The 20,161-nt window shown below is 55.3% G+C and carries 24 protein-coding genes, 1 pseudogene and 1 riboswitch; of the genes and pseudogenes, 18 read left to right on the top strand and 7 right to left on the bottom strand.

Annotated features, from left to right (window positions below; genetic code table 11):
- The 7 genes and pseudogenes from ACTOZL_RS05965 to ACTOZL_RS05935 form a co-directional block, all read left to right on the top strand.
- Window positions 1-354, top strand: a pseudogene (locus ACTOZL_RS05965) (ferrous iron transporter B); the annotation flags it as partial.
- Window positions 355-379: 25 nt separating this feature from the next.
- Window positions 380-508, top strand: coding sequence for a FeoB-associated Cys-rich membrane protein (locus tag ACTOZL_RS05960; RefSeq protein ID WP_482477257.1), 129 nt, complete (start codon window positions 380-382; stop codon window positions 506-508).
- Window positions 509-592: 84 nt separating this feature from the next.
- Window positions 593-958 (top strand): metal-dependent transcriptional regulator, encoded by a 366-nt coding sequence (locus tag ACTOZL_RS05955; RefSeq protein WP_482477256.1) that lies wholly within the window; start codon window positions 593-595, stop codon window positions 956-958.
- A gap of 126 nt (window positions 959-1,084) precedes the next feature.
- Window positions 1,085-1,699: a TetR/AcrR family transcriptional regulator gene (locus tag ACTOZL_RS05950; protein WP_482477255.1), complete on the top strand. Its 615-nt coding sequence runs from the start codon at window positions 1,085-1,087 to the stop codon at window positions 1,697-1,699.
- A gap of 116 nt (window positions 1,700-1,815) precedes the next feature.
- Window positions 1,816-3,207, top strand: coding sequence for an MATE family efflux transporter (locus ACTOZL_RS05945; RefSeq protein WP_482477254.1), 1,392 nt, complete (start codon window positions 1,816-1,818; stop codon window positions 3,205-3,207).
- Window positions 3,204-4,979 (top strand): ABC transporter ATP-binding protein, encoded by a 1,776-nt coding sequence (locus ACTOZL_RS05940; protein ID WP_482477253.1) that lies wholly within the window; start codon window positions 3,204-3,206, stop codon window positions 4,977-4,979. Before ACTOZL_RS05945 ends, ACTOZL_RS05940 begins: the two co-directional genes overlap by 4 nt.
- Window positions 4,976-6,703, top strand: coding sequence for an ABC transporter ATP-binding protein (locus ACTOZL_RS05935; protein WP_482477252.1), 1,728 nt, complete (start codon window positions 4,976-4,978; stop codon window positions 6,701-6,703). The genes ACTOZL_RS05940 and ACTOZL_RS05935 overlap by 4 nt, the downstream gene beginning before the upstream one ends.
- 62 nt (window positions 6,704-6,765) lie before the next feature.
- Here the strand turns inward: ACTOZL_RS05935 and ACTOZL_RS05930 are convergent, their stop codons facing one another.
- Entirely contained in the window at window positions 6,766-7,098 is a 333-nt protein-coding gene (locus tag ACTOZL_RS05930; protein WP_482477251.1) for a winged helix-turn-helix transcriptional regulator, read from the bottom strand.
- 125 nt (window positions 7,099-7,223) lie between these two features.
- Between ACTOZL_RS05930 and ACTOZL_RS05925 the strand changes: the two genes are divergently transcribed.
- The 4 genes from ACTOZL_RS05925 to ACTOZL_RS05910 all read left to right on the top strand — a co-directional run bounded on the left by ACTOZL_RS05925 (window position 7,224) and on the right by ACTOZL_RS05910 (window position 10,770).
- Complete coding sequence (locus ACTOZL_RS05925; protein WP_482477249.1) at window positions 7,224-7,769, top strand: flavodoxin family protein; 546 nt, start codon at window positions 7,224-7,226, stop codon at window positions 7,767-7,769.
- A 238-nt stretch (window positions 7,770-8,007) separates the two neighbouring features.
- Window positions 8,008-9,441, top strand: a complete 1,434-nt coding sequence (purB, locus tag ACTOZL_RS05920) for an adenylosuccinate lyase (RefSeq protein ID WP_482477248.1) — start codon at window positions 8,008-8,010, stop codon at window positions 9,439-9,441.
- 54 nt (window positions 9,442-9,495) lie between these two features.
- Complete coding sequence (locus ACTOZL_RS05915; RefSeq protein ID WP_482477247.1) at window positions 9,496-10,422, top strand: AEC family transporter; 927 nt, start codon at window positions 9,496-9,498, stop codon at window positions 10,420-10,422.
- A 24-nt stretch (window positions 10,423-10,446) separates the two neighbouring features.
- A complete protein-coding gene (locus tag ACTOZL_RS05910) occupies window positions 10,447-10,770 on the top strand; it encodes a hypothetical protein (protein ID WP_482477245.1) in 324 nt (107 codons plus the stop codon).
- Between the two features lie 145 nt (window positions 10,771-10,915).
- Here the strand turns inward: ACTOZL_RS05910 and ribH are convergent, their stop codons facing one another.
- The 4 genes from ribH to ribD are packed head-to-tail and all read right to left on the bottom strand — an operon-like array spanning window position 10,916 to window position 14,382.
- On the bottom strand, window positions 10,916-11,383 hold the full coding sequence (ribH, locus tag ACTOZL_RS05905; protein WP_482477244.1) for a 6,7-dimethyl-8-ribityllumazine synthase: 468 nt from the start codon (window positions 11,381-11,383) through the stop codon (window positions 10,916-10,918).
- A gap of 32 nt (window positions 11,384-11,415) precedes the next feature.
- Entirely contained in the window at window positions 11,416-12,615 is a 1,200-nt protein-coding gene (locus tag ACTOZL_RS05900) for a bifunctional 3,4-dihydroxy-2-butanone-4-phosphate synthase/GTP cyclohydrolase II (protein ID WP_482477242.1), read from the bottom strand.
- Window positions 12,616-12,639: 24 nt separating this feature from the next.
- Window positions 12,640-13,290 carry a riboflavin synthase gene (locus ACTOZL_RS05895; RefSeq protein ID WP_482477241.1) on the bottom strand — a complete coding sequence of 217 codons (651 nt, stop codon included), beginning with the start codon at window positions 13,288-13,290 and terminating at the stop codon, window positions 12,640-12,642.
- A complete protein-coding gene (ribD, locus tag ACTOZL_RS05890) occupies window positions 13,291-14,382 on the bottom strand; it encodes a bifunctional diaminohydroxyphosphoribosylaminopyrimidine deaminase/5-amino-6-(5-phosphoribosylamino)uracil reductase RibD (RefSeq protein ID WP_482477240.1) in 1,092 nt (363 codons plus the stop codon).
- Between the two features lie 161 nt (window positions 14,383-14,543).
- A riboswitch (FMN riboswitch) is annotated at window positions 14,544-14,661 on the bottom strand.
- A 236-nt stretch (window positions 14,662-14,897) separates the two neighbouring features.
- Between ribD and ACTOZL_RS05885 the strand changes: the two genes are divergently transcribed.
- Window positions 14,898-15,512 carry a hypothetical protein gene (locus ACTOZL_RS05885; protein WP_482477239.1) on the top strand — a complete coding sequence of 205 codons (615 nt, stop codon included), beginning with the start codon at window positions 14,898-14,900 and terminating at the stop codon, window positions 15,510-15,512.
- Window positions 15,513-15,591: 79 nt separating this feature from the next.
- Window positions 15,592-15,804: a hypothetical protein gene (locus tag ACTOZL_RS05880; protein ID WP_482477238.1), complete on the top strand. Its 213-nt coding sequence runs from the start codon at window positions 15,592-15,594 to the stop codon at window positions 15,802-15,804.
- Between the two features lie 73 nt (window positions 15,805-15,877).
- Here the strand turns inward: ACTOZL_RS05880 and ACTOZL_RS05875 are convergent, their stop codons facing one another.
- Window positions 15,878-16,072 (bottom strand): ribbon-helix-helix protein, CopG family, encoded by a 195-nt coding sequence (locus tag ACTOZL_RS05875; RefSeq protein ID WP_482477237.1) that lies wholly within the window; start codon window positions 16,070-16,072, stop codon window positions 15,878-15,880.
- A 109-nt stretch (window positions 16,073-16,181) separates the two neighbouring features.
- On the opposite strand from ACTOZL_RS05875, the gene ACTOZL_RS05870 reads away from it, so the two are divergent.
- The 5 genes from ACTOZL_RS05870 (at window position 16,182) to ACTOZL_RS05850 (ending at window position 18,363) form a co-directional block, all read left to right on the top strand.
- Window positions 16,182-16,556 carry a hypothetical protein gene (locus ACTOZL_RS05870; RefSeq protein WP_482477236.1) on the top strand — a complete coding sequence of 125 codons (375 nt, stop codon included), beginning with the start codon at window positions 16,182-16,184 and terminating at the stop codon, window positions 16,554-16,556.
- Between the two features lie 133 nt (window positions 16,557-16,689).
- Window positions 16,690-16,941, top strand: a complete 252-nt coding sequence (locus ACTOZL_RS05865) for a type II toxin-antitoxin system Phd/YefM family antitoxin (protein WP_482477235.1) — start codon at window positions 16,690-16,692, stop codon at window positions 16,939-16,941.
- Window positions 16,938-17,198 (top strand): type II toxin-antitoxin system death-on-curing family toxin, encoded by a 261-nt coding sequence (locus ACTOZL_RS05860; protein WP_482477234.1) that lies wholly within the window; start codon window positions 16,938-16,940, stop codon window positions 17,196-17,198. The genes ACTOZL_RS05865 and ACTOZL_RS05860 overlap by 4 nt, the downstream gene beginning before the upstream one ends.
- Before the next feature lie 166 nt (window positions 17,199-17,364).
- Entirely contained in the window at window positions 17,365-17,958 is a 594-nt protein-coding gene (locus ACTOZL_RS05855; RefSeq protein ID WP_482477233.1) for a hypothetical protein, read from the top strand.
- Window positions 17,959-18,054: 96 nt separating this feature from the next.
- Window positions 18,055-18,363 carry a hypothetical protein gene (locus tag ACTOZL_RS05850; protein WP_482477232.1) on the top strand — a complete coding sequence of 103 codons (309 nt, stop codon included), beginning with the start codon at window positions 18,055-18,057 and terminating at the stop codon, window positions 18,361-18,363.
- A gap of 390 nt (window positions 18,364-18,753) precedes the next feature.
- Here the strand turns inward: ACTOZL_RS05850 and asnS are convergent, their stop codons facing one another.
- Entirely contained in the window at window positions 18,754-20,148 is a 1,395-nt protein-coding gene (gene asnS / locus ACTOZL_RS05845) for an asparagine--tRNA ligase (protein WP_482477231.1), read from the bottom strand.
- Window positions 20,149-20,161: the final 13 nt, after the last annotated feature.

Below are 20,161 nucleotides of genomic sequence, written 5' to 3'. Positions count from 1 at the left end.
GGTGACCTGATCGCCAACATTGCCATGGCCTTTACCGCCGCCTCCGCCTACTCCTTTATGGTGTTCAACCTGCTGTGCGCCCCCTGCTTCGCCGCTATGGGTGCCATCAAGCGGGAAATGAACAACGCCAAGTGGACCTGGGCCGCTATCGGATATATGTGCGGTTTCGCCTATGTGGCCGCGCTGATCGTCTACCAGTTGGGTGGCCTGCTCACCGGCACGGTTACCTTCGGGGTGTGGACGGTGGTTGCCTTGGCTGCTTTGGCCGCAATCATCTATCTCCTGGTCCGCAAGGGCTATCAGGGTGAGGACCGCTCCCGTCAGTTGAGATCTGTGGCCGCTGCCGCAAGATAACCAACGGGGAAAGGAGGGACTGGTCTTGGGAAATATCATCGTGATCGCTGCACTGACTGCTGTTGTGGTTTTGGCTGTCCGCTCCCTGCGGAAGTCCCACAAGTCCAGTGGAGACTGCAACGGCGACTGCGGGAACTGCCGCAGCTGTCACTAAAACTTCAAATTTTATAAGACATGGTGAGGAGGCATGGGCAGTAGAATCTGCTCATGCCTCCCCCCATTAGGGAGGAACAATTCTATGGCAGAATTACGGGAAGCCCATCTTCGCTATTTGCTAGCGATCTACGAGCTGGGCAAAAGTAATCCAGATGTGGGGACGCAGGCCGTGGCAAAGGCTCTGAACTGCTCAAAAGCCTCTGTCACAAAAATGATGGCAACTCTGATGGATATGAATCTTCTGGTGCGGGAGCGGTACGGGAAAATTTACCTGACAGATACCGGTTTCCTGCTGGCAAAGGATATGCTCCGGTGTGTCGAGCTCATCCGTGAACGGCTTCCGGCAATGGGGTTTGGTTTGACCGAGAAAGAGACACAGGACTTTATACGCACGATGGTGGTGAATCTGCCGGAGCATTGCCGGAGGCGGCTGGCTAGCAACACGTGACTGTGGAATAAGGGAGAGTCGATCCATGTCCAAGGAAGCTTACGAGAAGAAAGGGCTTGACAAAATACAGGTTCCCTGTTATCATAGCATTGTTATATAACGATGTTATCACCAGGGGGCAGATGTATGGAAGAACACAGCGAAACCTTAGTGCGTATCCGTCAGGCAGCCATGGATGAGTTTTTAGAAAAGGGTTTTGCGGATGCCTCCCTGCGGCAGATCGTGAAGAACGCTGGAGTGACTACCGGGGCCTTTTATGGATACTACTCCAGCAAGGAGGCCCTGTTCACCGCTTTGGTAGAGCCTCACGCGGCGGCGGTGATGGGGATGTTCATGCGGGCGCAGACCGCGTTCTTGGAGCTGCCGGAGGCGGAACAGCCCAGCCATGTAGGAGTGGAATCCAGTGCTTGCGTAAAGGAAATGCTGGAGTATGTATACCAGCATCTTGAGCCGTTCAGGCTGTTGATCTGTAAGGCCCAGGGCACCAGCTACGAAAACTTTATCCATAACATGGTAGAGATCGAAGTGGAAGCCACCCAACGGTTTATGGAAGTCCTCCGCAGGCAGGGGAGGGAGATACCGGTCCTGGACGACCAGCTCTGCCACATCATCGCCAGCGGAATGTTCCATGGCATCTTTGAGGTCGTGGTTCATGATATGCCCTATGCCCGGGCAAAGCACTATGTCCAGCAGCTCCAGGAGTTTTTCCTTGCTGGCTGGCACAGTATGATGGGGGTCTAAGACCCCTTTCATTTTAGATGTGAGTTAGCTAGAGCTAACTATTGGGGTCGGATATAAGAGGGCGGCCGCGGCGCTTTCTGTATCATATATCATCTACTTGCAAGGAGGCCATTATCATGACACAAAGCACAGATACCCGCGCAAAGCTGCTGACGGCTCCGCCGTTTCAACTCATGCTCTCTCTGAGCATTCCGGCCATCATTGGGATGGTAGTCGTTGGCCTATACAACTTTATGGACCGGGTTTTCGTTGGGCAGCTTATCAACGAGGTTGCGATGGGGGCAGTTTCCGTTTCCTATCCCTTTACGCTAATTAACACGGGCGTGTCCACGCTGATCGGCGTTGGCTCAGCCTCAGTCCTGTCCCGCGCCATTGGCAAAAAGGACCAAAATACTGTTGACATGATTATGGGTAATCTGATTGCCATGAATCTGCTCCTGGGAGCAGTTATCACGGTTCTCGGCATGATTTTCACTCGACAGCTTTTATCTTTGAGCGGTGCGGAGGGCGAAATCTTGAACCATGCGGAACGTTATTTACATATCATTTTCGTCGGTTCTCTGTTTGTCAACTTCGCGCAATCTGCAAATATGATTATGCGCGGAGAGGGCATCTTGAAAAAGGCCATGTTGATTACCGGAACCGGCGCAGTTTTGAACATCATTCTTGACCCGATTATGATTACGGTAATGAGTACCCAGAACAAGGGAATTGAGGGGGCAGCCTACGCCACCGTTACCTCACAAATTGTAACCGCTGCAATTACGCTGTGGTATTTTCTGACGAAAAGCAAGGTTGTCCGTATTCACAGGATACGGCTGGAAACCTCTCTGTTTTCTGAAATTTTAGGCGTCGGCTTCTCCGCTATGCTTATGCAGGTCATGACGATGGTCCAACAGACGACCCTGTATCATGTTGCGGCCAGGCACGGCGGCGACACATGGCAGATCATTTTGGGTGCGGCGTTGAGCATCCAGTCCTTTACGATGATTCCTCTGTGGGGAGCTGGTCAGGGATTCCAGCCTGCCGCCGGAACGAACTATGGAGCAAAGCAGTATGACCGTGTAAAACAAATTACAAGGGCATTTATGATGGGTGTTACTGTTCTCAGTTTGATTTTCTATATCCCGATGCAGCTTGCACCCAAGACCATCCTCTCCTGGTTCATCAAGGACGCAGAAATTGCCGGCCAGGGCGTGACGGACTTCCTCATCCTGTTCAGTACTTACATTGTGCTTGGCTTTGTCCTGTTGGTTATTACCCTAATGCAGTCCCTTGGAAAAGCGACCAAGGCGAGTGTGTTGGTTTTAATGCGTCAGATCATTCTGTTTCTTCCGCTCACTATTCTCCTGCCACAGATTGGCGGCCTAGGTGTGCACGGCGTGTTCCTCGCCCCGGCTGTGACAGATTTGACCATTTTCGTTCTGGCAATCGTGATGCTAACCGGAGAATTTCGAGGCTTGTCCCGGCTGGCAACGAAGAAAAAACTTGAGGAGGGATTCAATTGAAGAAAAACAGTAATCTCCGGGAGCTGATGGGCCACGCCGGGAGACACAGGTATTTGACCTACGTATCCCTGCTGTTGTCCGCCGTCAGCGCAGTGCTGGCATTGTTCCCCTTTGTGTTTCTGTTCCAAATCATCAAAGAGGCCATTGCGGTTGCACCCAATTTTACACAAGGGACTCAGGTTATCCATAACGGCTGGATGGCCGTGCTGTTCGCTATTTTGTCTATCCTTGTCTATGTTTGCGCGCTGATGAGTTCCCACCTGTCGGCGTTCCGCATTGCCGGAAATATCCGCAAGGCTTTGATGGCCCATATTGCAGAGCTTCCCCTGGGCTTCATCGGCGAGATGGGCAGCGGAAAGATCCGCCGCATCGTCAACGACAGCAGCGCCGCCACCGAGACCTATCTGGCCCACCAGCTCCCCGACATGTCAGCGGCGATCACTACGCCTGTCTGCATGGTCGTCATGCTGTTCCTGATCGACTGGCGGTTTGGCCTTGTCAGCCTCCTGCCCATCGTCCTGGGCTTCGCCGCCATGTTCAAAATGACTGGCCCACAGATGGCAAAGGACATCAAGGAGTACCAAAACGCCCTGGCGGATATGAACAACGAGGCGGTGGAGTATGTACGGGGCGTTCCCGTAGTCAAGACCTTCGGCCAGACCGTCCACTCCTTTGTGCGGTTCAAGGCTACCATCGGCAACTACTACAAATACTGCATCTCTTACTGCAAAAAATGCCGTCTGCCTATGTTGACATATACGGTGTGCATCAACAGCGCCTTTGCGTTTTTGATTGTGCTGGCCCTGATCCTGACCGGCGATAGGCCGGTGGCCCAGCCGGTACTGCTGAACTTCATCTTTTATGTGATTTTTACCCCCATCATCGCCACCGCCATGTCCAAGGTCATGTATATGAGCGAAAATGGGATGATTGTGGCCGACGCACTGTCCCGTATCCACTCCATTCTGGATGCGGAGCCTCTGCCCGAACCTCGCAGCGGTATAATCCCAACAAACAATGACATCACGCTGGAAAACGTGACGTTCCGCTACACGGGAGGCACAACGGACGCACTCCATGACGTGACTATCCGGGTGGGCGCTGGGGAGACTGTGGCCCTGGTAGGCCCCTCCGGCGGCGGTAAGACCACTGTGGCCGGCTTGATCTCCCGGTTTTGGGATGTGGGCGGCGGAGCCATTCAGATCGGCGGCATCCATGTAAAGGATATACCCAAGGATACGCTGATGGACACCGTGGCCTATGTATTCCAGGACAGCCGCTTGCTGAAAGCCTCCATCCTGGAAAATGTACGTCTGGCAAGGCCCCACGCCTCCCGGCAGGAGGTGGAGCGGGTACTCCATGAGGCCCAGTGCGATGACATCATTGCCAAGCTGCCCCAGGGCATCGACACAGTGATTGGTACGAAAGGCGTGTATCTCTCCGGGGGCGAACAGCAGCGCATTGCCATCGCCCGTGTCATGCTGAAGGACGCCCCCATCCTCATTTTGGACGAGGCCACCGCTTTTGCGGACCCGGAAAATGAGGTTCTGGTGCAGCGGGCTTTTGAAAAACTCTCTGAGGGCAAGACCGTCATGATGATCGCCCACCGGCTGACCACCATCCGAAATGCCGACCGCATCTTTGTACTGCGGGAGGGCCATGTGGAGGAGAGCGGGACCCACGATACCCTTGTGGCGCAGGGCGGCCTCTACGCCAAGATGTGGCAGGATTATCAGACCTCTGTAAGCTGGAAGGTAGGTGCTGCAAAATGATTGATAAGCTGATGAAACGCTTTGCCCTCTCTAAAGAAGGGGCGAAAGGGCTGGTACGGGCCGTTGCTGCCTGTACCGTGGCCGACCTGGTACTGATGTTTCCCGTGGGACTGCTCTATCTGCTGGTCAGCGATTTCCTGAACAATGATCAGCCCAGCTATGGGCTTTATGCCCTCGGCATCGCGGCGGCGCTGGTTTTGATCTGGCTGTCCGAGTTCTGGAAGTACAATGCCACCTACTTCTCCACCTACCGGGAATCCGGGGTCTGCCGCATCTGGCTGGCGGAGAAGCTGCGGCGGCTTCCCCTCTCCTTCTTCGGAAAGAAGGACCTGGCCGATTTGACCAACACCATCATGGGAGATGTGCAGGTCACAGAGCAGATGTTCTCCCACTACGTCCCGCAATTTTACGGCTCCATCCTCTCCACCTGCTTGGTAGCCGTCAGTCTGCTGTTCTACGACTGGCAGATGGCCCTCGCCGCCCTGTGGGTGCTGCCGGTGGCGCTGCTGCTGGTCAGCCTGTCCAAGAAAACGCAGAATTATTTTTCCCGCCGCCAGAATAATGCCCTGGTCGCTGTGGCAGACGGTGTGCAGGAGTGCCTGGAGACGCTCCGTGATTTGAAAAGCAGCAAGGCGGAACGGGAATACCTGGATGGGTTGGGAAAGAAGATCGATGCGCTGGAGGTGCGGCATATCAAGAGTGAATTGGGCGTGGCCATGTTCGTGGTTCCGGCACAGATGATTTTGAAGCTGGGCATCGCCACGGTGGCCCTGGTGGGGAGTATGCGCCTGATGAGCGGGGAGCTTTCTCTTGTGACCTTCTTCCTGTTCCTGCTGGTGGTCTCCCGCATCTATGAGCCGATGAACTTCTCCCTGCAAAATCTGGCGGCAATGAACTCCCTGCAAATCAATATTGACCGCATGAACGAGATCAACGAAACCCCGTCTCAGGGCGGTGAAACGGCTTTTTCCCCCAAGGGCTATGACATCACCTTTGACCATGTGGGCTTCGCCTATAACAGCGGCGAGACGGTGCTGAAGGATGTGTCCTTCACCGCCAAGCAGGGCGAGGTCACGGCCCTGATCGGCCCCTCCGGGGGCGGCAAGTCCACCGCCGCAAAGCTGGCGGCTCGGTTTTGGGATATAGACCGGGGCCGGATCACAGTGGGTGGCGTGGATGTGAGCAAGGTAGACCCGGAAAGGCTCCTGACTGCTTACTCCATCGTGTTCCAGGATGTGACGCTGTTCAACAACACGGTCATGGAGAATATCCGCATTGGCCGGAAGGACGCCACGGATGCGGAGGTTATGCAGGCGGCGAAAGAGGCCATGTGCGAGGAGTTTATCGCCAAGCTGCCCCAGGGGTATCAGACCATGATTGGGGAAAACGGCTCCACCCTCTCCGGGGGAGAACGGCAGCGTATCTCTATTGCCCGTGCTCTTTTGAAGGATGCCCCCATCATTCTGCTGGACGAGGCCACCGCCTCTCTGGACGCGGAGAATGAGACGGAGATTCAGCAGGCCATCTCCCGGCTGGTGGAGCGAAAGACTGTGCTGATCATCGCCCACCGCATGAGGACGGTGGAAAACGCCAATAAAATCGTGGTGCTGTCCGGGGGTACGGTGGCCGAGACGGGGACCCCGGCGGAGCTGATGGAACGGAACGGGGCCTTTGCCCGGATGGTCAAGCTGCAAACGGAAAGCCAGAATTGGATGCTGGCATGATGCAAAAAACAGCGATTCAGCAGATACGAGCATAACATATTTTTTGCATTATATCCTGTCACTCAAATTCGATTATGCTCTCCCCATTCGCACATTCCATCCAAAATAGGCATCAAGGATTTTCCCCGCTCCGTTAAACTGTATTCGACTTTAGGGGGAATTTGAGGATATTCCTCCCTGTGTACCAGCTTGTCAGCTTCTAATTCTTTCAGCGTGGAACTCAGCGTCTTATAGGAAATTTCCCCAATATATTTTTTCATTTCGTTAAACCGCACGACCTTAAATTCCATCAAGGTATAAAGGATTGTCATTTTGTATTTGCCGTTGATTAAAGACAGGGTATAGCTGAAACCCGTATCGTTAAGACATGATTTTGAAATGCAGCGTTCGACCATAGCGCACTTTCCTCTGGGTAAGTATCGCACTTATATGTGCGTACTTGATTTTAGTTTTATTCTTACTACAATAATACTATCAGATGTGGGGAAAGTCAAGCCCACAAAATCAGGAGGTATTTTGCATGAGCAAAAAAATAGTTGTTATTACTGGTAGTCCTCGCAGGAAGGGCAACAGCTTTGCCATGACGGAGGCTTTCATCCAGGCGGCGGAGGCGAAAGGCCATATTGTTACCCGATTTGATGCCGCGCTGAAAAATGTGGGCGGCTGTCGGGCTTGCGAAACCTGCTTTAAGACTGGAAAAGCCTGCTCCTTTGACGACGACTTCAACACAATTGCCCCCGCTATCCTGGCGGCCGACGCGGTGGTTTTCTCCATGCCCGTCTACTGGTATTCCATCCCCGCACAGATCAAGGGCGTCATTGACCGCCTGTTCTCTTTTGTGGTGGGCGGCAAGGATATTGCGGGCAAGGAGTGTGCTGTGATCGCCTGCTGTGAGGAAGATGATATGTCCGTCTTTGACGGTGTGCGTGTCCCCATAGAACGCTCTGCCGCACTGATGAAGTGGAAGCTGGCGGGGGAGGTTCTGGTGCCGGGTGTGCTGAACGCCGGTGATATTGCTAAGACAGACGGCTGTAAACAGGCGGCGGTTCTGGCAGAGAAGTTTTAAGGGGGAAAAACACCATACCCAAGAAAATTGTCATGCGCAATGGCAGTCCCCACAGAAAAGGAAGCACCTCCGCACAGGGAATCGTAGCTCCCCCTTGTCAAGGGTAGCCCAAGCCGTCCCGGCGGGATTTTCCCGGCGGGGGATTGTACCTCTTTCTATTTTATGCTATACTGCATATGATTCTAAGACGTTTCAAACTATGCCGCAAGGCGCCATAAGATAAAGAGAGGGTATCCCGATGAAGAACACCTATGAAAGCCCCCTGGCCTCCCGTTACGCCAGCCCGGAAATGCTCTATATTTTCTCCCCGGACAAGAAGTTCACCACCTGGCACCGTCTGTGGATTGCCCTGGCCCGGGCGGAGATGGAGCTGGGCCTGCCCATCACCCAGGGGCAGATTGACGAGTTGGAGCGGGAGCAGGGCAACATCGATTACGAGCTGGCCGCCCAGAAGGAGAAGGAATTGCGCCACGATGTCATGGCCCATATCCACGCCTACGGGGCCAAGTGCCCCAATGCCATGCCCATCATCCACCTGGGGGCCACCAGCTGCTATGTGGGGGATAACACCGACGTCATCCTCATGGGGGAGGCCTTGGCGCTGATCCGGGACAAGCTGGTGCGTATCCTGAGCGCCCTGGCTCGCTTTGCCAACGAGTATAAGTCCCTTCCCACCCTGGGCTACACCCACTACCAGGCCGCCCAGATGGTCACAGTGGGCAAGCGGGCCACCCTGTGGATGAACGAGCTGCTCATGGACCTGGAAGAGGTGGAATTCCGCCTGGACAACCTGAAGCTCCTGGGCTGCAAGGGCACCACCGGCACCCAGGCCAGCTTCCTGGAGCTCTTCGGCGGGGACCAGGAGAAGGTGCGGGAACTGGACCGGAAGATCGCCGCGGAGATGGGCTATGACCAGGTCCAGCCTGTGTCCGGCCAGACCTACACCCGAAAGGTGGACTCCGCCATCCTCTCCACCCTCTCTGGTATTGCCCAGTCTGCCCACAAATTTGCCACGGACCTGCGGCTGCTGTGCCACATGAAGGAGATTGAGGAGCCCTTCGAGGCCAACCAGGTGGGTTCCTCTGCCATGCCCTACAAGCGCAACCCCATGCGCAGTGAGCGCATCTGCGCCCTGGCTCGCTATGTGATTGCCGACGCCATCAACCCCGCCATGACCACCTCCCTTCAGTGGTTCGAGCGGACCTTGGACGACTCCGCCAACAAGCGCATCTCCGTGGCGGAAGCGTTCCTGGCAGTGGATGCCATCCTAAACCTCTATGAGAACGTCTCCGCCAACCTGGTGGTCCATCCCAAGGTCATAGAGAAGCACATCATGGAGGAGCTGCCCTTTATGGCCACAGAGAACATCCTCATGGACGCCGTGAAGCGGGGCGGTAACCGCCAGGAGCTTCATGAGCGCATCCGCACCCACTCCCTGGCCGCCGGAAGCCGGGTGAAGGATGAGGGGAAGGACAACGACCTGCTGGAACGCATTGCTGCCGACCCGGCCTTCGGCCTCTCCGCCGAGGAAGTCCGCCGGCACCTGGACCCTGCCGACTACATCGGCTGCTGCCCAGAGCAGGTGGAACGCTTCCTGAAGGACTGCGTCCAGCCCATGCTGGACAAATACCCCGACGCCCTGAAGGGAATGGGGACAGAAATCAAGGTATAATGCGACGGCAGGGCGGCCCTTTTCCTGTCGGGGATAGATAGAGAGGTGGGGCCCATGGCCTGGCTGGTGGTTTTGGAAAAAATGGTAGTCCTAGTGGCGCTGATCCTGGTGGGTGTTCTCAGCGCCAAGGCAGGCTGGGTAGACGGGCGGTTTAGCCAAATGCTCAGCCGCCTGGTGATGAATCTGTTCATCGTCTGTACCATTCTGAACTCTGTGGTAAACGTGGAGCCCATCTTCACTGGGGGCGAACTGGGAACCGCCATGCTGGTGGCCTTTGTCCCCTTCCTGATAGGGGGTGTTGTGGGGTTCCTTGTGACCCACTGTGTGGGCCTCCGGGGCCAAGCCCGCAATGTGGCCTGGCTGTGTGTGCTCTTTATGAACAACGTCTTTGTGGGTTTCCCCCTGGTGGAGGCGATCTTTGGCCCGGAAGCGGTGTTCTGTGCCTCCCTGACCAACATCCCCTTCAACCTCATCCTCTACACCCTGGGGGTGAGCCTGCTCCACCAGCAGGAGGATAAGAAGGGGAAGCTCAACCTCCGGGAGATTTTCAGTGTCCCCCTTCTGGCCACCCTGGCCGCCATTGTGATCTTCCTGGCCCAAATTCCCATGCCGGCCATGGCGGCGGATTTCCTGTCCACCATGGGCGGGGCTACGGTATCCCTGTCCATGCTCATCATCGGCATCTCCCTGAGCACCATGCCCATCCGGGAGGCCCTACTAGACTGGCGGGCCTATGTGGTGAGCCTGGCCCGGCTGATCCTCTGCCCGGTGCTGACCGTGCTGCTCATGGGCTTTCTGCTGCCAGAGGGCTCCATTACCCTGGGGACCTACACCATCATCAGTGCCTGCCCCAGCGGGGCCATGATCGCGATCCTATGCGTGCGTTTCCAAACCGACGACCGCCTGGCCTCCAAGATTATCTTCCTGAGCACCGTGCTCAGCGCCATTACCCTGCCGCTGATGACCTACTTTTTGCTGTAATTGGGACGGAAAGGACTGTGTGCGATGCAGACGATTGTGATTGTATTAGACCCCACCAAGCTGGACAATCCCGACCTGGACCTACGCTATCTGGTGCCGGACCGGGTAGAAGCGGTGACCCAAGGGGCCATTGCGGACAACGGCTATGATTATCTGGACTCCACCGCTGCGCCCCGTCTGGGCATTTGGCTGGATACAAAATCTGCCACCGAAGGATGGCCCCAGGTGCTGAAGCTGCTGCGGGAGGAAACGTTTTTGGACAACGATCTCTCCCAGTCGGCGGAGCTCTATATCTCCACGGAGGACGCAGCAGCGTTCGAGGACTGCATCCGGGTGTATCCGGAATAACACGAAGAAAACCGAGACTGCTTCTGGGTTCAGAAACAGTCTCGGTTCTTTTTTTGCGGCAGCTTTATGGCAGCCAGTGCCGACGGAGCGTTTCCGTCTCAAATGGTGTCACAATGATTTCCAAAGGCTCCGTTTTTGGAATCCCTCAGCCCTCAATCTCCCGAATGAGGTTCACCATCTCCACGGCCCCCAGGGCGCAGTCGTAGCCCTTGTTGCCCGCCTTGGTCCCGGCGCGCTCAATGGCCTGCTCGATGTTCTCTGTGGTGAGTACGCCGAACATCACGGGGATGTCACTGTGTAGGGACACGGTGGCGATACCCTTGGAGACCTCGCTGCACACGTAGTCATAGTGGGTGGTGCTGCCCCGGATCACAGCCCCCAGGCAGATCACCGCGTCATACTTGCCGCTCTTGGCCATCTTAGAGGCGATGAGGGGAATCTCAAAGGCGCCGGGTACCCAGGCCACTTGGATGTCCTCCTCCTGGACGCCGTGGCGCAGCAGGCCGTCCATGGCGCCCCCCAGGAGCTTGTTGGTGATGAACTCGTTGAACCGGGCGGCGACGATGCCCACCTTCATGCTTTTTGCGATCAGATTGCCTTCAAACGTTTTCATGGGAATGTTCCTCCTTATGTGTTTCTATCGGTTTAATAGTTCAGAATATGGCCCATCTTCTCCTGTTTGGTGCGCAGATAGAAGAGGTCATGGGGGTTGGCGTCCATCTGGATGGCGACCCGTTCCTTGATGGACATGCCAAAGTCAGAGAGCTGATAGACTTTATCCGGGTTGTTGGTGAGCAGCCGCAGGGTCTTGATGCCCAGGTCCCGCAGAATCTGTGCGCCGATATAGTATTCTCTCAAGTCCCCGGCGAAGCCCAGGGCCAGGTTGGCTTCCAGGGTGTCCATGCCGTCGTCTTGGAGGGTGTAGGCCCGGAGCTTGTTGATGAGGCCGATGCCCCGCCCTTCCTGGCGCATATAGAGCAGGACGCCCCGCCCTTCCTTTTCGATCTGCGCCATGGCTGCGGCCAACTGCTGGCCGCAGTCGCAGCGCAGGGAGCCGAAGGCGTCCCCGGTGAGGCACTCGGAGTGAACCCGGCACAACACATCCTCGCCGCTGCTGATGTCCCCCTTCACCAGGGCGATGTGGTGCTCGCCGTTGACCTTGTTCACATAGCCGTAGGCGGTAAAGTCCCCATAGCGGGTGGGCATCTTGGCGGTGGTGACCCGTTCCACCAGCACCTCATGGCGCTTGCGGTAGTTTTGCAGGTCCTTGATGGTGATGAACTTGATGTCCCATTTCTCCGCCAGCTCAATGAGCTCCGGGGTGCGCATCATGGTGCCGTCCTCCCGCATGATCTCGCAGCACAGGCCGCACTCCTTCAGCCCTGCCAGGCGCAGCAGGTCCACGGTGGCCTCTGTGTGGCCGTTGCGTTCCAGCACGCCGTTCTTCTTGGCCAGCAGGGGGAACATGTGGCCGGGGCGGCGGAAGTCCTCAGGCTTGGCGTTCTCGTCTACGCACTTCATGGCGGTGATGGAGCGCTCGGCGGCGGAGATACCGGTGGTGGTGTCCACGTGGTCGATGGAGACGGTAAAGGCGGTCTCGTGGTTGTCGGTGTTCCGGGTGACCATCTGGGGGAATTGGAGGCGGTGGACGTACTCCTCAGACATGGGCATACAGATCAGGCCCTTGCCGTGGGTGGCCATGAAGTTGACGTTCTCTGTGGTGGCGAACTCTGCGGCACAGATGAAGTCCCCCTCGTTTTCCCGGTCGGGGTCGTCGGTGCAGAGGATGAGCTTGCCGTTGCGCAGGTCCTCTAGGGCCTCTTCGATGGTGTTGAACTTGAACATGGGATGGTCTCCTTTCAAAATGGGTCAAAAGCCGTATTGGGTCAAAAAGTCACGGGTGATGCGGCTGCTGGGCTTCTCCTCTGCTTGCGGGGCAGTGAGCAGCTTTTCCACATACTTGCCGATGATATCAGTTTCTAAATTGACGATATCCCCGGGCTTACGGTCCTTGAGCACCGTCACCGCCACGGTGTGGGGGATGGCAGAGATTTGAAAGCTCTCGCTGTCCACCGTCGCCACGGTGAGGCTGATGCCGTCAATGGTGATGGAGCCCTTCTCCACCACATAGCGCAAAATGTTGGCGTCTGCCCGGATGGTGTACCATATCGCGTTGTCGTCCTGGGTGAGTTTTGTGACGGTGCCTACCCCGTCCACATGGCCTGCCACGATGTGCCCGCCGAAGCGGCCGTTGGCGGCCATGGCCCGTTCCAGGTTTACCCGGCTGCCGTTTTTCAGCTGGGATAGGGAGGAACGGTTCAGGGTTTCGTGCATCACGTCGGCGGAGAAGCCCTCCGGAGAGAAGTCTGTGACAGTGAGGCACACGCCGTTGACGGCGATGCTGTCCCCAATGTGGACGTCGCTGAGGACGGTTTTGGCCTGGATGTCCAGCACGGCGCTGCTGCGCCCCCGGCGGATGGCCCGGATGGTGCCCATCTCTTCCACGATGCCTGTGAACATTTACTTCTCCACCTCGCTTTCTATCAAGAGGTCCTCCCCCAACTGGGTGAGGACAGGGGCCTTCAATCGGACGGCCTGGTCTGGGTGGGGGAAGCCCTGGCCCCCCACAGGGCCCTTGGCCCCCTGGCCCCCCAGGAGCTTGGGGGCGATATAGGCCTGTACCTTGTCCACGAGCCCTGCCTCTAGGAAGGACCAGTGGATGGCGCCGCCGCCCTCCACCAGGATGCTGTCAATTTCCTGTTTCCCCAGCTCGGTGAGCAGGGCGGGGAGGTCCACGCCGCCGTTCTTGCTCTGGGGTAGGGTCAGGACCTGACAGCCCAGGTCTGTATAGGCTTTGATTTTTTCCGTTTCCTGACAGCAGGTGGCCAGGAGAGTGGGGACGTCCTTCGCTGTGCGGACCACCTGGGCGCTGAGGGGGGTGCGCAGCTGGCTGTCGCAGATGATACGCAGGGGGTCCCGTCCTCCGTCCACCCGGCAGGTGAGCTGGGGATCATCCGCCAGCACCGTGCCTACGCCCACCAGAATGCCCCGGTAGCGGCTGCGCTGAAGGTGGACATGCTGCCGGGCCTCAGGCCCGGTGATCCACTGGGAGGCTCCGGTGTAAGCGGCCAGCTTCCCGTCCAGGGTCATGGCGTATTTCAGGACAACATAGGGGCGCTTGGTCTGGATATAATGGAAGAACACGTGGTTCAGTGCCCGGCAGTTGTCTGCCAGGACGCCCTCAGTGACTTCCACCCCGGCCGCCCGGAGGATGCCGATGCCCTGCCCGGCCACCTGGGGGTTGGGGTCCCCAGAGCCCACCACCACCCGGGCCAGCTTGGCCTGCAAAATGGCCTCGGTGCACGGGGGCTGGCGGCCATGGTGGCAGCAGGGTTCCAGGGTTACATAGATGGTCCCCCCAGCAGGGTTCTCGGTGCAGTTGGCCAAAGCGGCCCGCTCCGCGTGGAGCTCCCCGCATTTGACGTGGTAGCCCTTGCCGATGATCCGCCCGTCCTTGACGATCACGGCCCCCACCATGGGGTTGGGGCTGGTCCATCCCCAGCCCTTCCGGGCCAGGTCCAGGGCCAAGCCCATGTATTTTTGGTCGTTCATACTTGTATCCACCTCTTTGACGCGACAAAACACGCCCTGGATATAGTATCTCCAAGGCGTGGTCAAAGGACACAGGGAACCGCGCATCTGCCCAAACAAAAATCTCTGGAATGAAAAACATCCCAGAGCAATGCAAAGCAAACGCAGGGACACCTGCGTGTGTTCATCTTCTTCCATCCAGACTGTCACTGTCGGCTTCGGAGTTGCACCGAATCATGCCTTTTACGGCTCGTGGGCTTTACCACCGGTAGGGACTTGCACCCTGCCCTGAAGATATGGATTCAATTGTCGTTCTCACTTTACAACGCTTTTGGCCCGCTGTCAAGGGTTTGAAATAAAACCGTCGAATTTTATGAAAAGACGGGGGAAAGTACGGGGATATCTGTTCTGCTTGTAAAAGACGCAGGCGGCGGGGAGGATGGTCAAGTCCTCTGGGCTGTGGTATAATAGGAAGGAATACAAACCTGCAACCAGCCGCAGCCGCGGCGTGTGAAACGAAACGGAGGCGATCTCTTATGGTAGAGGACGCGAAACGATCCATTGCCTTTATCTGCCCGGTCTGCCGCCAGCCGGTGATTTTGGAGCGGACGGCCTTTCAGCTGGCCGCGTCTGGGGGGCGGCTGCCCTGCCCCTGCGGGAAGTCCGGGGTGGACATCGCCCTCATGGGCCATCAGGCCCGCTTGACGGTGCCCTGCCTCTTCTGCGAGCGGGAGCATACCGTGACCTGCTCCATGTCTGCCTTCCTGAAGGAAAAGACCCTGGCCTTCTCCTGCGCCAACTCTGGCCTGGACTGCTGCTATGTGGGGGAGGAGGAGCCGGTGTTCGCCGCCATGAGGCGGTTGGAAGAGACGGTGGATGCCTTGGAGTCTGAGGCCGGGGCCCAGGGGACCTTCCTCAACGACATGGTGATGGAGGAAATCCTAGAGGAGCTCCGGGACATCGGCCTGCGGGACGGCATCTCCTGTACCTGCGGCTGCCGGAGCTGGAAGCTGAAGATCAACTACAGCTCCGTGGAGCTGTTCTGCGCCCAGTGCGACGGAGCCCTGAAAATTCCGGCGGCCACCCTGACGGACATTGAGGACCTGTGCTGCAAGCCGATTTTGACCATTCGAGGCAAGAAAAAGAAATGAGCGCACACTCCCCCGCCTATCGCATAAGATGAACTGAGACCGACGAGAGGTCTCGATCTTGGATAGGAGGTTCTTGTCTATGTGTAACAGTAATGGTGGTTGGGGCAATGGGTGCCTGTGGCTGATTCTGATCCTTATCATCCTGTTCTGCTGCTGCGGCAACAGCGGTGGGAGCGGCAACAATTGCTGCTGCTGCTGCAACCCCTGCGGTGGGAACGGCAGCAACGGTGGGAACGGCGGCAACTGCGGCAACGACTGCGGCTGCGGCTGTGGTTGTGGCTGCGGCTGCTGAGGATCAACATATCGCTTAGGCACAGACGATTGTCAAGAACGCCCACCCCGCTTCGGGGTGGGCGTTCGTCGTATCACTCTTCAACCCGCACAATATCAACGGCTGCTTCTAAGAGCAGGTTGATGACCTCATTGCGGGAGCGGTCTGTTTTTGCGGACAGCTCATCCAGCCGTTCCACCAGTTCATCCCGCATCCGAACGGATATGATTTTGTGGCCGTCATCGCCTCTGCGGGCAGTTTTCCGCTTGATGATGATTTCCTTCGCCATACCGTCACCTCTCATCCCATGTATATAGTATAGCTTGACAGAAGAAGTAAAAACATATTATAATAACACGCGAAAAATAAAACTATAAATTTATAATAAAAGAGGTGGTATGATGGTTTATACAGAGGAGACCAAGAAACAGATGGATGGCATCCTGGCAGCGTTTGCGGACAAGCTCCGGGGCCTTGACATCCGCTACGCTGAGGAGAAGGGTTATTTCAGAATCATAGCGGGAAGGGAAGAGGCCATGGATACACCGGATCAGCTGGTGGAAACGCTGATCGGCAGCATTGCCGATGCTGTGATGGCACAAAAATTGCCCTCCCGTTTGCCAGAGGACGGGGACGTAAACCTAGAAACCAAAACCGAAATATACCACCAAATCATGGAGCCGGTGAAAAGGCTAGAGGAAAACCGGGAACATTATGTGCATCTGGCCATCAACCATTACCAGAACCGATTTGAAAAAAGAGCAGATAACTAAGAATACTGTGGCACCGAACAAAAGGGCTTCCCAGCATGCGGGAAGCCCTTTCTTAGAATCCGATGTGGAATGGTAAAATTATAGGTTGATTTTATCCTATATTTTACGTATACTATATCATGAGGTGATCAAGATGTTAGTGGATACTAAAACCCTTGTTCCCATGACAGAAGCAAACCAGAATTTTTCCAGGGTAGCCCGGCTGGTGGATGAAGCGGGAACAGCCGTTATTTTGAAAAACAATTCGCCCCGATATGTTGTGGTAGGGTTTGAGGAATATGATGCCCTACAAGCTTTCCGCGTAACCAGGAGGCAAAAGGTAGAGAAAGAGGCGGATCGTTTGATTTTGGAGAATATGGAAGCATTTCAGGAGCTTGCCAAATGATTTGTCTGACGGTAGATGAGGTCATTTTGCTTCATGAGAAATTGATTGCGGCCACAGGTGGTGCGGCAGGCTTGCGGGACAGAGGGCTTCTGGAATCTGCGGTTTGGAGCATCACAGTATGTGTGGGAGATGTGGAGCCATATCCCAGCGCCGAGGAAAAATCAGCGCGTCTAGCCTTTGCGCTGGTGAATAATCATGCCTGTGTAGATGGAAATAAACGTCAAGGTGTTGCGCTCTTTGTACCGAGCCTATGTTGAGCTGGAAGGGAAGTATGAGCGTTTGCTAGGGAACTATGGACGGGCCAAGGAGGGCAACAAGCGATTGTCTGACCGTTTGCAGATTGGAACTTGAGTTTTATTCTATTTGGTGGTATAATTACCATAATAAAACGGGTTTGGGAAGTTTATTGTGGAGGTTGGCTCTATGAATACTGCAGAACTAAAGGAATATTTAGGAATTGTTGTAGATATGGAAAAAAATATTTATCTTCAAGCAAAAACTGCTGGTGAGATAATAAAAAAGATCAGTTTGCTGGGTCACAGAAACTCCTTTGTAAAGCCTGTTGAGCCCCCAATTCCAATGCGTCCCTCTACACAAAACATATTTACTGCCTTTGTGATACCATACGTAGTTTCATTTTTTATCTTCTATCTTATGATTATGATAAACACGGGTGGTGACACTGGCCCTGGCACTGCGCCCTTTATTGCTGTAAACACAATCTTTTGGGGAACTATTATTTCAGTTCCTATTTGTATCGGTCGGACTAGATTTAATACAACTGCAAGAAAATATTATGACAATGCAATAAATGAATATAATAGTAATTTGGCACAGTATCAGGAAGCGCTTCGGAAGTATCAAGATAATCTAACCGAAGAGAAAAAGCGGCTGGATAGTGAAAATATTCAAAAAACAACGCTCCAAAATAGTTTAGAAAAATTGCAGGGTCAAAATGAAACAAGCAGAGAAATTTTGCAAAAAATTTACTCAAAAAACATAATATATCCAAAATAAAGAAATTTAGTAATGGTCTGTTCTCTATATGAGTATATCTGCGCTGGTCGGTGCACTACTCTGGAAGGTCACGAAGGCGCCTATAACATTTTGGAAATGGAAATCCGCATGGATCGGATTATAGCTCAGTTGGACACGGTCATTGCTAAATTAAATGAGATTAAAGCCAACCAATATATGGTTTACACCGCGATCCAAGATGCAAACCAAAAATCTGCACAAATCCTGGATTCTACAAGCCGAATGGCAGAATCCATCCGGAATTTTCACGGGGATAGTGCCCAATTAAATGAAAGAATTGCAGAATTACAGCAGACATCTGCAATCACAGCTTATCATACAGAACGGGTACAGAAAGAATTAGCATACATGAATCGAATGAACTATCTTTACGGGGAGAAATGATGGTGTGTTTTGGAATCTACCTCCCACATAAAGTATTCTTGTTGATTCGTAATAGCAACCCCAGCCGGGGCCGTCAATGGTCGGGATGAACGGCCAAAAATAACAGATGAAGCATTAACAAATTTGCGAATATTTTGCCTATGAAAGCATAAAAAATACAGCCCCATATAATAGAATTTGCCAAGTGGGAATGTTAGCCAGGCTCATGATGCTGCGCCTGAATGGTGTGCCAATATGCTACACGCAGAGAGAACTCATCGCATTGGGGCTGGCTGTAGCAGAGGGGGCAGCGGACTACCATGAGATTTTAGCGTGGATACGAACCCATAAAAAGGGCCGAAGCTGAGAAGAGCGTCGGCCCTTTTCATACGGAAGAATGGGATAGATCGCTTAAAACTCCGCACTCCCCACCGTCCTGGGGTGAGGAAGCACATCACGGATGTTGGCGATCCCGGTAAGATACATCACCATCCGCTCAAAGCCCAGCCCGAAGCCGGCATGGCGGCAGGAACCGTAGCGCCGCAGGTCCAGATACCACCAATAGTCCTTGGGGTCCATACCCAGCGCCTTGATCCGGGCCTCCAACACGTCCAGCCGTTCTTCACGCTGGCTGCCTCCAATGATCTCCCCGATGCCGGGCACCAAGCAGTCGGTGGCGGCCACGGTCTTGCCGTCGTCGTTGAGGCGCATATAGAAGGCCTTGATCTCCTTGGGGTAATCGGTGACGAACACCGGGCGCTTATACACCTCCTCGGTGAGGAAGCGCTCGTGCTCCGTTTGGAGGTCGGTGCCCCAGGAGACCTTGAAGTCGAACTTGTCGTTGTGCTCCATGAGGATGTCCACAGCCTCCGTATAGGTCACCCGCCCAAAGTCAGAGTTGGCCACGTGTTCTAGGCGTTGGAGCAGGCCCTTGTCCACAAAGGAATTGAAAAATTCCATCTCCTGGGGGCAGCGTTCCAGCACCACCCGGATGACGTATTTGATCATGGCCTCGGCAACGTCCATATCCCCCGCCAAGTCGCAGAAAGCCATCTCCGGCTCGATCATCCAGAACTCAGCGGCATGGCGCTGGGTGTTGGAGTTCTCCGCCCGGAAGGTGGGGCCGAAGGTATACACATTGCCAAAGGCCTGGGCAAAGTTCTCTGCGTTGAGCTGGCCGGACACGGTGAGGTTGGCATGTTTGCCGAAGAAGTCCTGGGACCAGTCCACACTGCCGTCCTCTGTGCGGGGCGGGTTGTTTACATCCAGGGTGGTCACCTGGAACATCTCCCCGGCCCCCTCGGCATCGCTGGCAGTGATGATGGGGGTGTGGACATATACGAAGCCCCGGTTCTGGAAGAACTCATGGATGGCGAAGGCGGCCACAGAGCGCACCCGGAAGGCGGCGGAGTACAGGTTGGTCCGGGGCCGCAGGTGGGCGATGGTGCGCAAAAACTCCTGGCTGTGGCGCTTTTTTTGCAGGGGGTACTCCGGTGCGGAGGTGCCCTCAATCTGGATGGTGGCGGCCTTTACCTCCAAGGGCTGCTTGGCCTCTGGGGTGAGGACCACGGTGCCGGTGACGATGAGGGCGGCGCCCACGTTCTGCTTGGCGATTTCCTTGTAGTTTTCCAGGCTGTCGTCGGAAAACACCACTTGCAGGTTTTTGAAACAGCTGCCGTCGTTGAGTTCGATAAAGCCAAAGCTTTTCATGTCCCGGATGGTCCGGGCCCAGCCGCAGACGGTGACCTCCTGGCCGCCGAACTGTTCTGCGTCCGCAAAAATGCGGGCGATTTCTGTGCGTTTCATATTGGTAACGTCC

It is taken from the genome of Evtepia sp. (genome assembly GCF_056797215.1).
This window is presented reverse-complemented; position numbering and strand designations above follow the sequence as displayed.

Excerpts from the sequence above, each read along its gene's own strand:
- ACTOZL_RS05955 (WP_482477256.1), top strand. The coding sequence starts at position 593 with ATGGCAGAATTACGGGAAGCCCATCTTCGCTATTTGCTAGCGATCTAC.
- ACTOZL_RS05950 (WP_482477255.1), top strand. The coding sequence starts at position 1,085 with ATGGAAGAACACAGCGAAACCTTAGTGCGTATCCGTCAGGCAGCCATG.
- ACTOZL_RS05945 (WP_482477254.1), top strand. The coding sequence starts at position 1,816 with ATGACACAAAGCACAGATACCCGCGCAAAGCTGCTGACGGCTCCGCCG.
- ACTOZL_RS05935 (WP_482477252.1), top strand. The coding sequence starts at position 4,976 with ATGATTGATAAGCTGATGAAACGCTTTGCCCTCTCTAAAGAAGGGGCG.
- ACTOZL_RS05930 (WP_482477251.1), bottom strand. The coding sequence starts at position 7,098 with ATGGTCGAACGCTGCATTTCAAAATCATGTCTTAACGATACGGGTTTC.
- ACTOZL_RS05925 (WP_482477249.1), top strand. The coding sequence starts at position 7,224 with ATGAGCAAAAAAATAGTTGTTATTACTGGTAGTCCTCGCAGGAAGGGC.
- purB (WP_482477248.1), top strand. The coding sequence starts at position 8,008 with ATGAAGAACACCTATGAAAGCCCCCTGGCCTCCCGTTACGCCAGCCCG.
- ACTOZL_RS05915 (WP_482477247.1), top strand. The coding sequence starts at position 9,496 with ATGGCCTGGCTGGTGGTTTTGGAAAAAATGGTAGTCCTAGTGGCGCTG.
- ACTOZL_RS05910 (WP_482477245.1), top strand. The coding sequence starts at position 10,447 with ATGCAGACGATTGTGATTGTATTAGACCCCACCAAGCTGGACAATCCC.
- ribH (WP_482477244.1), bottom strand. The coding sequence starts at position 11,383 with ATGAAAACGTTTGAAGGCAATCTGATCGCAAAAAGCATGAAGGTGGGC.
- ACTOZL_RS05900 (WP_482477242.1), bottom strand. The coding sequence starts at position 12,615 with ATGTTCAAGTTCAACACCATCGAAGAGGCCCTAGAGGACCTGCGCAAC.
- ACTOZL_RS05895 (WP_482477241.1), bottom strand. The coding sequence starts at position 13,290 with ATGTTCACAGGCATCGTGGAAGAGATGGGCACCATCCGGGCCATCCGC.
- ribD (WP_482477240.1), bottom strand. The coding sequence starts at position 14,382 with ATGAACGACCAAAAATACATGGGCTTGGCCCTGGACCTGGCCCGGAAG.
- ACTOZL_RS05885 (WP_482477239.1), top strand. The coding sequence starts at position 14,898 with ATGGTAGAGGACGCGAAACGATCCATTGCCTTTATCTGCCCGGTCTGC.
- ACTOZL_RS05880 (WP_482477238.1), top strand. The coding sequence starts at position 15,592 with ATGTGTAACAGTAATGGTGGTTGGGGCAATGGGTGCCTGTGGCTGATT.
- ACTOZL_RS05875 (WP_482477237.1), bottom strand. The coding sequence starts at position 16,072 with ATGGCGAAGGAAATCATCATCAAGCGGAAAACTGCCCGCAGAGGCGAT.
- ACTOZL_RS05870 (WP_482477236.1), top strand. The coding sequence starts at position 16,182 with ATGATGGTTTATACAGAGGAGACCAAGAAACAGATGGATGGCATCCTG.
- ACTOZL_RS05865 (WP_482477235.1), top strand. The coding sequence starts at position 16,690 with ATGTTAGTGGATACTAAAACCCTTGTTCCCATGACAGAAGCAAACCAG.
- ACTOZL_RS05860 (WP_482477234.1), top strand. The coding sequence starts at position 16,938 with ATGATTTGTCTGACGGTAGATGAGGTCATTTTGCTTCATGAGAAATTG.
- ACTOZL_RS05855 (WP_482477233.1), top strand. The coding sequence starts at position 17,365 with ATGAATACTGCAGAACTAAAGGAATATTTAGGAATTGTTGTAGATATG.
- ACTOZL_RS05850 (WP_482477232.1), top strand. The coding sequence starts at position 18,055 with ATGGAAATCCGCATGGATCGGATTATAGCTCAGTTGGACACGGTCATT.
- asnS (WP_482477231.1), bottom strand. The coding sequence starts at position 20,148 with ATGAAACGCACAGAAATCGCCCGCATTTTTGCGGACGCAGAACAGTTC.